At 67.8% G+C, this 12,803-nt stretch carries 14 protein-coding genes; 10 read left to right on the top strand and 4 right to left on the bottom strand.

The genetic code is table 11. The features are described 5' to 3' along the window. From E4O86_RS05135 to E4O86_RS05165, 7 genes are all read left to right on the top strand, one after another. On the top strand, positions 1-570 hold a 570-nt coding region (locus E4O86_RS05135; protein WP_161139449.1), incomplete at its 5' end, for an SRPBCC family protein. Continuing rightward, on the top strand, positions 567-1,385 hold the full coding sequence (locus tag E4O86_RS05140) for an FAD binding domain-containing protein (RefSeq protein WP_161139450.1): 819 nt from the start codon (positions 567-569) through the stop codon (positions 1,383-1,385). The genes E4O86_RS05135 and E4O86_RS05140, both read left to right, overlap by 4 nt. Further along, positions 1,385-1,912, top strand: a complete 528-nt coding sequence (locus tag E4O86_RS05145; protein ID WP_161139451.1) for a (2Fe-2S)-binding protein — start codon at positions 1,385-1,387, stop codon at positions 1,910-1,912. The genes E4O86_RS05140 and E4O86_RS05145 overlap by 1 nt, the downstream gene beginning before the upstream one ends. After that, positions 1,902-2,966, top strand: a complete 1,065-nt coding sequence (locus E4O86_RS05150; protein WP_161139452.1) for an MBL fold metallo-hydrolase — start codon at positions 1,902-1,904, stop codon at positions 2,964-2,966. The genes E4O86_RS05145 and E4O86_RS05150 overlap by 11 nt, the downstream gene beginning before the upstream one ends. Positions 2,967-2,992: 26 nt before the next feature. Beyond that, on the top strand, positions 2,993-3,463 hold the full coding sequence (locus tag E4O86_RS05155; protein WP_161139453.1) for a cupin domain-containing protein: 471 nt from the start codon (positions 2,993-2,995) through the stop codon (positions 3,461-3,463). 33 nt (positions 3,464-3,496) lie between these two features. Then, positions 3,497-4,285, top strand: coding sequence for an alpha/beta fold hydrolase (locus E4O86_RS05160; protein WP_161139454.1), 789 nt, complete (start codon positions 3,497-3,499; stop codon positions 4,283-4,285). 65 nt (positions 4,286-4,350) lie between these two features. After that, a complete protein-coding gene (locus E4O86_RS05165; RefSeq protein WP_161139455.1) occupies positions 4,351-5,256 on the top strand; it encodes an alpha/beta fold hydrolase in 906 nt (301 codons plus the stop codon). A 181-nt stretch (positions 5,257-5,437) separates the two neighbouring features. Here the strand turns inward: E4O86_RS05165 and E4O86_RS05170 are convergent, their stop codons facing one another. The 4 genes from E4O86_RS05170 to E4O86_RS05185 form a co-directional block, all read right to left on the bottom strand. Further along, on the bottom strand, positions 5,438-6,076 hold the full coding sequence (locus E4O86_RS05170; RefSeq protein WP_161139456.1) for a UbiX family flavin prenyltransferase: 639 nt from the start codon (positions 6,074-6,076) through the stop codon (positions 5,438-5,440). Then, a complete protein-coding gene (locus E4O86_RS05175) occupies positions 6,073-6,552 on the bottom strand; it encodes a MaoC family dehydratase (protein ID WP_161139457.1) in 480 nt (159 codons plus the stop codon). The genes E4O86_RS05170 and E4O86_RS05175 overlap by 4 nt, the downstream gene beginning before the upstream one ends. Before the next feature lie 52 nt (positions 6,553-6,604). Beyond that, positions 6,605-8,170 (bottom strand): class I adenylate-forming enzyme family protein, encoded by a 1,566-nt coding sequence (locus tag E4O86_RS05180; RefSeq protein WP_161139458.1) that lies wholly within the window; start codon positions 8,168-8,170, stop codon positions 6,605-6,607. Between the two features lie 69 nt (positions 8,171-8,239). Then, positions 8,240-9,835 (bottom strand): UbiD family decarboxylase, encoded by a 1,596-nt coding sequence (locus E4O86_RS05185; RefSeq protein WP_161139459.1) that lies wholly within the window; start codon positions 9,833-9,835, stop codon positions 8,240-8,242. A 260-nt stretch (positions 9,836-10,095) separates the two neighbouring features. Here E4O86_RS05185 and E4O86_RS05190 point away from each other — a divergent pair, with 260 nt between their 5' ends. Genes E4O86_RS05190 through E4O86_RS05200 form a run of 3 tightly spaced genes read left to right on the top strand, consistent with a single transcriptional unit; the run spans position 10,096 to position 12,800 of the window. Beyond that, entirely contained in the window at positions 10,096-10,938 is an 843-nt protein-coding gene (locus E4O86_RS05190; protein WP_205520717.1) for an ABC transporter ATP-binding protein, read from the top strand. After that, complete coding sequence (locus E4O86_RS05195) at positions 10,938-11,708, top strand: ABC transporter permease (RefSeq protein ID WP_161139460.1); 771 nt, start codon at positions 10,938-10,940, stop codon at positions 11,706-11,708. The genes E4O86_RS05190 and E4O86_RS05195 overlap by 1 nt, the downstream gene beginning before the upstream one ends. 45 nt (positions 11,709-11,753) lie before the next feature. Further along, positions 11,754-12,800: an ABC transporter substrate-binding protein gene (locus E4O86_RS05200; protein WP_161139461.1), complete on the top strand. Its 1,047-nt coding sequence runs from the start codon at positions 11,754-11,756 to the stop codon at positions 12,798-12,800. Positions 12,801-12,803 lie beyond the last annotated feature (3 nt).

Here is a 12,803-nt window from a genome sequence, read left to right on the forward strand (position 1 = left end):
GCGCCGGCGCCGGCCCCCCAGGCCGCGGCCGGCGGCGGGCGGGCGCTCACCGGCAAGGGCTCGTTCGAGGTGGCGGCGCCGCCCTCCGCGATCTGGCGCGCGCTGCTCGATCCGGAGACGCTCCGAAAGGTCGTTCCGGGCGCGCATACGGTGAATGTTGTGGGCGAGAACCATTATCAGGCCGAGGTCTCGCTCGGCGTCGGTCCGATCAAGGGCCGGTTCGTCGCCGACGTGCGCCTCAGCGATCTCGAGACCGAGCGCTTCGCGCGGCTCGCGGGCGGCATGACCGGACCGCTCGGCGGTTCCGAGGGCACCGGGGACGTGACGATCACGCCGACCGATGCCGGGTGCCGGCTCGACTACGTCTATTCCGTCGTCGTGAGCGGCAAGGTCGCCTCCGTCGGCGGGCGCATGATGGAGCGCGCCGCGGAGATCATCATCGGCCAGTTCTTCGAGCGGCTCGCGGCCACGGTCGGCGCGCCGGCGGTCGGCGGAACGGCCTCGGCCCGCGCCGGCGGCCTTGCCGGTGCGCTGGCGTTCCTGCGCAGCCTGCTAGGGAGGGGGCAGTGAAACCGAAAAGCTTCGCCTATGTCCGCCCCGACAGCGTCGAGGAGGCGGTCGATCTCCTCGCCCAGCACGGCGAGGACGCGCGCATCATCGCCGGGGGGCAGTCGCTCATGGCGATGCTCAACCTGCGGCTCGTCGAGCCGAGCATCCTCGTCGACATCTCGCAGCTGAAGGAGCTCTCGGAGATCGGCGTGCGGGACGGCGCGGTCGAAGTCGGCGCGTCCGTGACCCAGGCGCGGCTGCTCGCCTGGCCGGAGCTCAAGGCCCGGGCACCTTTCATTGCCCTGGCGCTGCCCTGGGTGGGGCATTTCCAGACGCGCAACCGCGGCACCGTCTGCGGCTCGATCGCGCATGCCGATCCGAGCTCCGAGCTGCCGCTCTCGCTCCGGCTTCTCGGCGGCGAGGTCGTGCTGCGGTCGAAGAAGGGCAGCCGCAAGGTCAAGGCGGAGGCGTTCCAGCAGGGGCTCCTCACGACGGCGCGCCGGCCCGACGAGCTGATCACCGCCGTCCGCTTTCCGGTCGGGGTCGGAGCGGAGGGCGCCGGCTTCCGCGAGGTGGCGCGCCGGCACGGCGACTTTGCGATCGTGGCGGTCGGTGCGGTAAAGGTCGCCGGCAGCATCAGGGTTGCCGTCGGCGGCGTGGCCGACCGGCCCGGCTTGCTCGAGCTGCCGGCAGGAGGCTCCGAAGCCGAGCGCAGGCAGGCGATCGAGGACTTCGCCTGGGAGCTCGGCGGCTACGACGATATCCACGCCAGCGCACGCTACCGGCGCGACCTGGTCCGCCGGCTGGCGCCCATCATCATTTCAGAGGCCGCCTGATGCGCCGTATCGAACGCGATGAGATCGTTTCCGTCAGCTTCGAGCTGAACGGCAAAAGGGCCGCGGGCACTGCGCAGCCGCGCACGCTCCTGAGCGACTTCCTGCGGCAGACGCTCGGCGCGACCGGAACGCATGTGGGCTGCGAGCATGGCGTCTGCGGCTGCTGCACGGTCATGATCGACGGCGTGGCGTGCCGGTCCTGCCTCACGCTCGCGGTGCAGGTCGAGGGCCGCCGCGTGGAGACGGTGGAATCGCTCGCCGGCGACGAGGACCGGCTGAACGCGCTTCAGCGCGCCTTCAACAAGCATCACGCCCTCCAGTGCGGCTTCTGCACGCCCGGCATCCTGATGTCCTTCACCGACTATCTCGGGCGGAACCCGAAGCCGAGCGAGGACGAGGTGCGCGAGGTGCTCGGCGGCCACATCTGCCGCTGCACCGGCTATGCCGGGCTGGTGGCGGCCGTCCTCGATGCGGCCCGGGAGATGCGCGGCGAGACCGAGCCGGAAGGCGAGCCGCATGCCGCCTGAGGATTCGATGGGCGTTGACAGCCAGCCGCCGGCGACCTTCCAGGAGCCGCTCCCGATCGGGAGCTGGCGCGAGATCGCCGACGGCATCTTCCGCCTCAGCATTCCCGTCCCCTTCCGCGGCCTCCGGCAGGTCAATCTCTGGCTCATCCGCGACGGGTCCGGCTGGACCATGGTCGATTGCGGCTGGGGCGACCAGGAGACGCGGGACCTGATCACGGCCGCCTGGGACGACATTCTGGGCGGGCGGCCGGTCACGCGGCTGGTGGTGACCCATTTCCATCCCGACCACATGGGCAATTGCGCCTGGATCGCGAGCCACTGGAACCTGCTGCCGCACGTGACCCAGACCGAGTGGATGGCGGCAAATCTCGCCGTCCGGAACCTCTACAGCGACGATGTCGAGACGCGGGCGCGCTTCTTCGTCCAGAACGGCCTCTCGGAGGAGCTGCTGCAGGTCTTCCACGACGGCGTGATCCTCTATCACCGCGGCGTCGACCTGCCCGAGCAGTTCTGCCGGCTGCGCGACGGCGAGGACCTCCGGATCGACGGGCGTGACTGGCGGATCATCACGGGCGCCGGGCATTCGCCCGAGATGGCGACGCTCTACGACCGGGCGCGCGACATCTATCTCGCCGGCGACCAGATCCTGCCGAAGATCACGAGCAATGTGAGCGTCTGGCCCTGGGAGCCGCTCGCCGACCCCCTCTACGACTTCCTGACCTCGCTCGAGCGGATCGCGACGATCGTGCCGGACAGCGCGATCGTACTGCCCTCGCACCGCGATCCGTTCCGCGGCCCCCGCCGGCGGGTGGCGGAGCTGAAGGCGCACCATGCCCACCGGCTCGAGGTGCTCAAGGCTGACATGCGCCGGCAGGGCGAGGCCTCGGCCGGGGCGTGCCTGGCGGCGCTCTTCCAGGGTACGCTTGACGGCCACCAGGTGGCGTTCGCAATGGCCGAGGCGCTGGCGCATCTCAACTACCTCGTCCGGCGCGGCGAGGCCGAGCGCATCGAACGGTCAGACGGCTCCGTCCGGTTCAAGCTGATCGAAGATTGAACGAACCACCTTCTGAGGAGGCAAGAATGACCAAGACCCCGACCCGCGAGCTCGTCACGATCGACGGCGTGAACGTCGTGCTGCAGCGCGACCAGTCGCCCATGATCAACGGCGGCATTCTCGAGATGGCCGAGATGTTCCGCATGTTCAACATCTTCGACGAGAAGTTCCAGCCGAGCAACCTGAACCTCGCCGACGGCAAGCCGCTCCGCCTCTACGACGGCAAGACCGTGAAGGTGGATCTCTCCAAGCGCAGCAAGGAGGACATGGGCTTCTGGCACCGGAACATCGACGCGCACGAGATCATCTTCTGCGTGAAGGGCGCGCTCGACTGGGAGACCGAGATGGGCGAGCGCACCATGCATCCGGGCGACATGCTGTTCATCCCGCGCGGCATCGCCCACCGCTCCAAGCTGTCGAAGGATTCCGCTGACGAGAACGTGCTGATCGAGCTCAAGATCAGCGAGCCGATCGCCTACGTGGCCGAGAACAAGTGAGCCGCGGCTCGCTCAAGAGGACGGTTCGGAACCATGTTCATTGAATCGAACGGCGTGAAGTTCCACTGCGAGCTGGCCGGCCCGGAAGGCGCGCCCTGGATCACCTTCTCGCACGCGCTCGCCAACAACCTCACGCTCTGGGACGACGTCGCGGCGAAGCTCAGCGACCGCTATCGCGTCCTGCGCTACGATCATCGCGGCCACGGCCAGACCGAGGCCGTGCCGGGGCCGTACACCTTCCCGATGCTGATCGAGGACGTGCTCGGGATCTGGGACAAGCTCGGCGTCGATCGCAGCCACTGGGTCGGACTCTCGATCGGCGGCATGATCGGCTACGGGCTCGGCATCGAGCATCCGGAGCGGCTGCGCACGATCGTGGCCTGCGATTCCCGGCCCGACGCGCCGCCCGACTACGCGGCCTATTTCCAGTCGCGCATCGACAAGGCGCGCGAGAAGGGGATGGAAGGCGTCGTCGAGCCCACCATCGAGCGCTGGTTCACCCCGGAGACGCGCGCCAAGAACCCGCCCGTCCTCGACAAGGTGCGCAACATGATCCGCACCACCAACCCGGTCGGGCACGAGGGCTGCTGCGAGGCGCTGAAGACGCTTGCCTTCGGTCCTCGGCTCCACGAGATCACCGTGCCGACGCTGATCCTGGGCGGCGCCAAGGACAAGGGCGCGCCGCCCGAGGCGCTCGCCGAGGCGGCCGCCAAGATCCCGGGCGCCGAGCACGCCGTGATCCCCGATGCCGGGCACATCACCGCGCTCGAGAACCCGGACGCCTTCATGGCGGTGCTCGAGGCCTTCCTGGCCAAGCACTGAGGCTGACACACCAGACCGACGCCGCCTGCGGAGCCGCGGGCGGCGTCCTGCCGAACGGATGGATTATGCCGGTACCTGCCCCGAACGAGACCTTCACCGCCACGATGACCGACGGGCTGGCGGTCCCGATCCGACGCTACGGCCGACCGGGCGGGACGCGCCTCGTCGTCAGCCACGGCAACGGCTTCGCGGTCGATGGCTACCGCGTCTTCTGGGAGCCGCTCACCGAGCGCTTCGACGTGCTCGTCTTCGACATGCGCAACCACGGCCGGACCGAGCCGACGGGGGCGGACGGCCACCATTACGAGCAGATGGCGAAGGACATCGAGTCCGTCGCATCCGAGGTCGAGGCGGCCCTCGGGAAGGCGCCGACGGTCGGCGTGTTCCACTCGATGTCGTCGCGCGCGGCGATGAAGCAGGCCGTGGAGCGCGGCTCCCCCTGGGACGCGCTCGTCCTGTTCGACCCGCCGAACGTGCCGCCGAGGGACCATCCCCTCTACGAAGCGATGCGGGTTTTCGAGCTGAGGCTGCTCGAGTTCGCCGCCAACAGGCCGGACCGCTTCGCCTCTGTCGGCGAACTCGCCGGGCTCTTCCGCGGGAACAAGGCGAGCAGCCGCTGGGACGAGCAGGCGAAGGACGACATGGCCGAAGCCGTCCTGCGGCCGCGTCCGAACGGCGAAGGCTATGAGCTGGTCTGCCGGCGCGAGCTGGAGGCGTCGATCTATCTTGCCGCGCTTACGCTCGATCTCTGGCCGAAGGCGTCGGAGTTCGGCGGGCCGATGAAGATGATCGGCGCGGATCACGAGCTGGTGCCGAACACCGCGACCGCCAAGGCCAACCATGCGCTCGCGACGGAAAACGGCTACGAATACGAGGCGGTGCCGAAGACCGGCCATCTCCTTCAGATCGAGCAGCCGGAGGCCTGCCGCGCCGCGATGCTGTCGTTCCTCGAGAAGCTGAAGCTCGCCTGAGGGCGGAGGAAGACGGGCGGCCGCATGTCCGGGCGGCCGCCGCGCGACCGCTCATCCGGTTCAGTGGAGATCGGCGGCGCATCCCGGTAGAGGCCGGTCCGCGTCCGGCGGATGCCATTCGACAGCAACACGAACAGGGCGGCCGCGCGTGCGCGGCGGCCCCTGCGTCGTTCCGATCGGCTCAGAGCTTGCCGGGGAGAGCGGGCTCGGGCGTGACGGCGGGTTCCTCCCGGCGACGCTCCGCCGCGACGCCCTCGGTGTCCTCGCGCCACCGCTTCACGATATGCGCGTCGATATCGAAGAGGTCCAGCGCGCGGCCGACCGTCTGGTTGACGATGTCGTCGATCGTCTGCGGCCGGTGATAGAAGGCCGGAACCGGCGGCATGACGATCGCGCCGTTGCGCGTCGCCTGGTCCATCAGCGCTATGTGGCCGGCATGGAGCGGGGTTTCGCGGAAGAGCAGCACGAGGCGCCGCCGCTCCTTCAGGCAGACGTCGGCCGCCCTGACGACGAGCTCGTCGTTGTAGGAATGCGCGATCCCGCTCAGCGTCTTGGCGGAGCAGGGCGCGACGAACATGCCGAGCGTCTTGAAGGAGCCCGACGAGATGCCGGCGCCGATGTCGCGGAACTGGTAGAGCCGGTCGGCGAGGGCGCGCACGTCCTCGAGGCTGAAATCCGTCTCCTCGGTGATGGTCCGGGCGGCCGAGGGCGAGATGATGACGTGGCTCTCGATGTCTTCGATGTGACGGAGCACCTGCAGCGTGCGGATGCCGTAGATCACTCCCGAGGCGCCGGTGAGGGCGACGATCAGGCGCTTCATGCTCGTTTCTCCGAACGCGGTACGACGAGGGTCGGCCGCATCCTCTGGACCAGTTCGCCGCGCTGATTGAAGGTCTCGACCCGCATGACGACCTTGCCGATGTCCGGACGCGAGCGGGACGGCTCGATGCTCTCGATGGTGGCCGTCACCCGCAGAACGTCGCCCGGACGGACGGCGCGCGGCCAGGCGATCTCGCCGACGCCGGCGCCGACGAGCCCGCCGGCGATCGGCGTCGCCTGGACGAAGAGACGCATCGTGACCGCCGCCGTGTGCCAGCCGCTGGCGACCAGCATGCCGAAGAAGGTGCTCCGGGCGGCCTCCGGGTCGGTGTGGAAGGCCTGCGGATCATAGGCGCCGGCGAAGGTCTGGATCTCGGGAAGCGTCATCTCGTAGGCGGTGGAGACGAAGCTCTGGCCCACCGAGAGGTCCTCGAAGGCGAGCGCCTTCCGATCGTCCTGCGCTGCCGTCTCGCCCATCGTCTCCCGTCCGGGCGGCGGAACGGCCGCCTCGCATGCGCTCATTCCCGGGTCACGCCATCGCTTGCAGGCTCGGCAGGGATTCGCGAAGCTTGTCCCTGAGGACCTTGCCGCGGTCGCTCTTCGGCAGGCTTTCCGCCATGTAGACGCGCTTCGGCACCTTGGCGTGCGGCAGGCGGCTCTTGCAGAATTCCAGGATCTGCTCGGGCGTGACGTCCGGCCGCTTGGGCACCACGACGCAGACGACCTCCTCCCCGTAGATCGGGTCCGGAACGCCGACCGCCGCGCCCTCGAAGACGAGGTCCGAGGACATCAGCACGTTGTCGATCTCGACCGGCGAGATGTTCATGCCGCCGCGGATGATGAGATCCTTGGTCCGGCCGGTCACGGTGATGAAGCCCTCGTCGTCGCGGACGGCGAGGTCGCCGGTCTTGGTGCGCAGCCCCCGCACCGGCTCAAGGCTGCCGTCGTCCCGGAGCGTGCCGAGGGCGGTCTGCGGGCCGCCGATCGTGACTTCGCCCTCGACGCCCGGCGGGCAGACGTTGCCGGCCTCGTCGACGATCGCGAATTCCTGGTGCTTGGCCGGCAGGCCGACCGTGCCGCGCTTCCACTTGTAATGCCGGTTGCCGCAGATCCAGCCGGCCTCGGACATGCCGTAGAGCTGCAGGAGCTTGATGCCGTACATGGTCTCGAACTTCGTCCACTGCTCGGGGCTGAGCGGCGCCGTCGAGCAGGTCATGAGGCGAAGCGTGGGGATGTCGTCTCCCGTGTAGCCGAGCGGCTTGTTGAGGAGCATGTTCACCACCGTCGGCACGCCGGCCGAGAAGGTGATGCCGTATTTCTGGATCCACTCGAAGAAGCGGCTGTGCGAGAAGCGCTTGGCGATGTGGAGCGTGCAGCCGACCTCCAGGAACGGCATGAAGCTCAGGATCTGCGCCGAGTTCCACCCGAAGGAGCGGTATTCGAGCGTGCGGTCGTCCTCGGTGAGGCCCAGCATGTCGAGGGTGGAAAGGCCGCTCAGCCAGTAGGCCGCGTGGTCGTAGACCACCATCTTCGGCCGGCTTGTCGTGCCGGACGTGCAGAAGATGCAGGCGAGGTCGGCGGGCTCGTTGCGCTCCGGCAGGCTTGCCGGATCGGTGCCGGAGGGGAGCGCCGAAAAGAACGCATCCTCAGGATCGGCCGGCCCGCCATCCGTCCAGCCGGCGAAGCGGATGCAGCGGTAGTCGGCCGCGAGCTGGCTGACGTCGATGTCCTTGTGATGCAGGACGAGCTTCGGGTCGGCGAGCCGGGAGAGGTCGATCAGGTGCTCGCTGTTGAGCTCGATGTTGAGCGGGCAGACCACGGCCCCGAGCCGCCAGATTCCGAGCCAGATGAGGAGCTTCTCGACGCACTCGTCGGACAGGAGCAGGACCTTGTCGCCCTTGCCGACGCCGAGCGCGTTCAGGTGGCCGGCAATGTCGTCGGCCACCGACTTCAGCTTTCCGAACGCGATCTCCTTGCCCTGATCGAGATCGACGATGGCGCGCTTCATCGGGTCGCGCACCGCGTACTTCGCGAGCAGGTCGGCGATCGACTGGAAGGGGATGTCCAGCTGATGGTCGCCGAAGACGTTCTGCATCTCTCGTTCCTCCCTCGGAAAGCGGGCGGGAGCGGCCGTCGCCCTAGCCGGCGCGGCCGCTTCTCTGGCTCAGTAGCCGGTGCGCGCCAGGATCTCGGTCCAGCCCTTCATCCGGCCCGTGACGTTGGCGATCTGCTCCTTGGACAGGAAGTCCTCGAGCTTCACCCGGTCGACCGGATATTGCGGCCGCAGGAAGTCCTGCTCGTAGCCGTAGGGGACGGTGGCGTCGATACCCATGCCGCCCTCGTAGCTCGTGTTCGTGGCCGTCCATTCCTTGTCGCCCGCGGTCATCCGCTCCGCCGGCATGAAGGTCTGGCCGCGGCCGCCCGGCGTCGGGTTCAGGATGTCCGTGCGCGGGTTCACGCGGGTGGTGAGGCACCACATCACGTCGTCCATCGAGTAGATGTTGGTGTCCTCGCTCACCGCGATCGCCACGCGCATGCCCTGCGAGGTGGAGAGCAGCGCGGAAAGGAAGTTGCGCTGCCAGCCTTCCTCGATCCGGTTGCGCTTCTTCACCTGGATGATGACGCCGCCCCAGTCGGTCATGCAGTAGGGAATGTTGACGTCCTGGACGATGCCCGGCTGCATGCGGTTGCAGAGCTCGAACATCGCCGCCTCGCGGATCGAGGTGTCGATGTTGTGCTCGTCGAGGGTGTGGGCGCCGAGGGCGAAGATGATCGGCTTCGATTCGGGCTTGCGGGTCGTGATCGCGGTGACGTGGAAGGTCGGCGCGCGATAGGACTTGCCCATGTAGCCGGCCCATTCCGGGTGGAAGTGGTGGCGGCCCTGCGTCTGGTCGGCCTCGGCCTCGGCCGTCTCGAAGCGCTTGTCGCGCGGATCGATGTAGCCCTCGATCACGACCTCGGCGTCGGCGAGCGCCCACGCGTCGACCGTGCGCGCCTTCACGACGCGGATCGGGAAGCCCTGCGCGGCGCCGGCCACGCCGAGCTCGTCGCAGCCATAGGGCAGGATCACGTAGTCGAAGGCGGCACCGGCGAGGAGCGTGCAGGCCGCCGGCACGCCGAAGCAGAAGGTGAGCGGCACGCGCTCCTTCTTGCGATAGGCCTCGCTCACGACCTGCCACATGTGCGAGCCGGGCGAGATCTGGAACGTGCCGACATTGCCCCAGCGGAAGTTCATGCGGTTGTAGCCGACATCGGTGCCGCCGCCGAACGAGGCGCCGGAGACGACGCGGATGCCGGAGCCGACGGTCATCTCGCTTTCGAGCTCGGTGTGGCGGATCGGGACGAGGTACTTGTTCACGTCGTCCGGATTCTCGATCACGACTTCCTGGCAGGGCGCCTCGGACTGCGCGATCTCGCGCGGCGGCAGCGGGTGCGACAGCGCGTAGGCGAGCTTCTGGGTGCGCTCCTTGTCGGAGGCCCAGCCGAACATCTTGTTGATGACCTCGATGTCGCCGAAGAGGTTGGTGAGGAGCCGGTGGTTCGGCTTTCCCTTCACGTTGTTGAAGAGGACCGGGCAGGACCCGTCCATCAGCTTCTGGAGGCCGGTCAGCTCGAGGTCCGGATTGACCTCCTTGTCGGTGACCACCAGGTCGCCCTGACGCTCGAGCCATTCGAGCGTGCCGCGCAGATCCTGCAGGTGCTGATTGGCATTCGCCTGGACCGCGTTTGGCGCGCTCGCTTCCATTCTCACGATGCTCATGGGGATAACCTCCCGTTCCTAATCACGCAATTTGGCGCCTGTTTACCCGTAACGCGTGGTGGGCGCAACGATCCCTGCGAGGGGCGGTGCGAAATCCTCCCTTTAAAATACAGGCCCCGACGCGTGTCAAAACTCGGTGAGGCGCCGTTGCTCCGGTCACCGTCCTATGCTGTGTTTTGACGGGAGAACCGCGCTGCGGCTAGACCGAACTCGAATTTCGGTATACGTATGCGATAAAAGGATTGGGAGGCGACAGCTCGATGACGGCTGCGCGCAAGGGCTTGCAAGTCATACCGGGGGGCGGGGAGGGCAGGCAGGACGCCGTCCGCATCCGCGGACTCGGGTTCAGGCTGCTCGATCGGCAGAAGCGACCGCTGCCGATCCTGGACAATGTGGATCTCACGCTGAAGGACGGCGAATTCGTCTCGATCGTGGGTCCGTCCGGCTGCGGCAAGAGCACGCTCCTCAACTTCATCTCCGGTCTCGTGCCGGTGCAGTCGGGCAGCGTGGAGGTATTCGGAGAGCCGCCCGGCGGGAAGGATGCCGCGATCGGCTACGTGTTCCAGCAGCACGCGCTTCTGCCCTGGCGGCCGGTGCTGACGAACGCGGCGATCGGGCTGGAAGTGGCGGGCGTGCCCAGGGAGGAGCGCAGCCGGCGCGCCAGGGACATGCTCCGCGTGATGGGTCTCGACGGCTTCGAGGACCATTATCCGCGCGAGATCTCGGGCGGCATGCGCCAGCGCGTCTCGCTCGCGCGGACCCTCGTCTGCAATCCGCGCCTCATCCTCATGGACGAGCCGTTCGGCGCGCTCGATGCCCAGACAAAGCTGCTCATCCAGGAGATGTTCCTCTCCTACTGGGAAGAGCACCGCAAGACCGTGCTCTTCGTGACCCACGACCTCGCCGAGGCGATCCTGCTCTCCGACCGCATCCTCGTCATGAGCTCGCGGCCCGGCCGCATCATGGCCGAGTACGAAGTCGGCATCCAGCGCCCGCGCAATCTCGAGCAGGTGCGCCACCTGCCGCGCTTCACGGAGCTGCACGACAGCATCTGGGAGAACCTCCGGGCGGAGGCCATGAAGGCCATGCAGGGGAGGGCGTGATGGAACAGGACCGCTCGCGCCAGGTGGCGCTCATGAAGCTCGTCCTGCTCGTGGTCGTAATCGGCGGCTGGGAGCTCGGCGCGCGGACGGGCGTGATCCCCACCTTCTGGACCAGCAGCCCGTCGCTGCTCGCGATCAACTTCTGGGAATCCCTGAAGGCGAACGAGATCACCTACCATACCTGGGTGACGATGCAGGAGGCGCTCGCCGGCCTCGCCGCGGGTGCCGCGGTCGGGATCCTGCTCGGGCTCGTGCTCGGCGTCAGCCGCGTCTTCGGTCCGGCGCTCGAGCCGTTCGTGATCGCGCTGAACAGCCTGCCGCGCGTGGCGCTCGCGCCCCTCATCGTGATGTTCGTCGGCATCGGCTTCGCGTCGAAGTTCCTGCTCGCCTTCTCGCTGGTGGTCGTGCCGATCATGCTGAACACCTACGAGGGCATCAAATCGGTCGACCCGCAGCTCGTGAACATGATGCGGATCATCCATGCGCGCCGCGATCAGGTCTTCTTCAAGGTGCTGCTGCCGAATTGCGTGCCGTGGATCTTCTCCGCGCTCAGGGTCGCGATCTCGTTCGCGATCATCGGCGCGATCGTGGGCGAGTTCATCTCGGCGCGCGCCGGCATAGGCTACATGATCGACACCGCCTCGGGCGGCTTCGATACGACGGGGATGATCATGCCGCTCTTCGTGCTGATGATCCTCGCCTTCGCGCTCGACCGGCTGTTCGTGGCGGCGTCGGACAGGCTGCTGATCTGGCGCGAGGACGCGCGGTAGGAACCCCGCGGCCTGGAACAAGCAATTAATCGCAGGGAGGTTGACATGGGATTTGCAACTGTGACGAGACGGAGCGCGCTCGTCGCGGCGGCCGTTACGCTCGGTCTCGCCGCGCTCGGAGGACCCTCCGGCGCGCATGCGCAGGACACGACGAAGCTCAGCGTCGGGATCTCGGTGAAGTCGATCTTCGGGCTGCCGATCGTGGTCGCCCGCGACAAGGGCTTCTTCAAGGAGGAGGGCCTCGAGGTGACCATCGAGTATTTCGCCGGCGGCCCGCCGGCCACCGCGGCGCTGATGGGCGGCTCGCTGCAGTTTCTGAACGCGGCGTTCGAGAACAACGTGAAGACGGCCAAGCTCGGCCAGCCGATCGTCACGATCATGAACATCCAGTCGAACTATGCCGGCGCGATCATCATGCGCAAGGACGTGGCGGAGAAGCTCGGCCACAAGCCGGAGGTCGCGGACCTCAAGGGCATGCGGATCGGCACGCTCGCGCGCGGCGGGTTCACCGACGTTTCGACCCGCTACATCCTGAACGCGGCCGGCCTCGATCCCGACAAGGACGCCGAGCTCATCCCGATTCGCGGCGCCGACCGCCAGATCGCGGCCGGGCAGGCGGGCCAGATCGAGGCGGCCATGGTGACCGAGCCCTGGGGCCCGATCGCGGTCGAGGGCATGGATGCGTGGCGCTACGTCGTGAACACGACGGTCGGCGAGGGGCCCGAGCTCTTCCAGGACATGGGCTACGTCACGCTCCAGACCACGAAGGACTATATCGCGCAGAACCGCGCGGTGGCCGAGAAGGTGGTGCGGGCGGTCGTCAAGGCGCAGAACTACATCGCCGACCCGGCGAACGTCGATGACCTTACGGCCATCGCCAAGAAGGAATATGGGGATGTCGGCGGCGACGCGATGCGGATCTCCGTCGAGCGTCAGGCCAAGACCTACGTGCCGTTCATGAAGGAGAGCATGGTCAAGAAGACGATGGATCTGCTCGTCCCGAACGGCCTGATCCAGGAACCGGCGCCGGCCTATGCCGAGGTGGTGGACCAGTCCTTCGCCCCGCTGTGGCAGGCCTACGGCGCCAAATAGTCG

The sequence above is a fragment of the Propylenella binzhouense genome, from assembly GCF_009866965.1.
Taxonomy (GTDB): Bacteria; Pseudomonadota; Alphaproteobacteria; order Rhizobiales; family Afifellaceae; genus Propylenella; species Propylenella binzhouense.

Excerpts from the sequence above, each read along its gene's own strand:
- E4O86_RS05195 (WP_161139460.1), top strand. The coding sequence starts at position 10,938 with ATGGAACAGGACCGCTCGCGCCAGGTGGCGCTCATGAAGCTCGTCCTG.
- E4O86_RS05200 (WP_161139461.1), top strand. The coding sequence starts at position 11,754 with ATGGGATTTGCAACTGTGACGAGACGGAGCGCGCTCGTCGCGGCGGCC.
- E4O86_RS05170 (WP_161139456.1), bottom strand. The coding sequence starts at position 6,076 with ATGAAGCGCCTGATCGTCGCCCTCACCGGCGCCTCGGGAGTGATCTAC.
- E4O86_RS05185 (WP_161139459.1), bottom strand. The coding sequence starts at position 9,835 with ATGAGCATCGTGAGAATGGAAGCGAGCGCGCCAAACGCGGTCCAGGCG.
- E4O86_RS05175 (WP_161139457.1), bottom strand. The coding sequence starts at position 6,552 with ATGGGCGAGACGGCAGCGCAGGACGATCGGAAGGCGCTCGCCTTCGAG.
- E4O86_RS05145 (WP_161139451.1), top strand. The coding sequence starts at position 1,385 with ATGCGCCGTATCGAACGCGATGAGATCGTTTCCGTCAGCTTCGAGCTG.
- E4O86_RS05165 (WP_161139455.1), top strand. The coding sequence starts at position 4,351 with ATGCCGGTACCTGCCCCGAACGAGACCTTCACCGCCACGATGACCGAC.
- E4O86_RS05190 (WP_205520717.1), top strand. The coding sequence starts at position 10,096 with ATGACGGCTGCGCGCAAGGGCTTGCAAGTCATACCGGGGGGCGGGGAG.
- E4O86_RS05150 (WP_161139452.1), top strand. The coding sequence starts at position 1,902 with ATGCCGCCTGAGGATTCGATGGGCGTTGACAGCCAGCCGCCGGCGACC.
- E4O86_RS05155 (WP_161139453.1), top strand. The coding sequence starts at position 2,993 with ATGACCAAGACCCCGACCCGCGAGCTCGTCACGATCGACGGCGTGAAC.
- E4O86_RS05160 (WP_161139454.1), top strand. The coding sequence starts at position 3,497 with ATGTTCATTGAATCGAACGGCGTGAAGTTCCACTGCGAGCTGGCCGGC.
- E4O86_RS05180 (WP_161139458.1), bottom strand. The coding sequence starts at position 8,170 with ATGCAGAACGTCTTCGGCGACCATCAGCTGGACATCCCCTTCCAGTCG.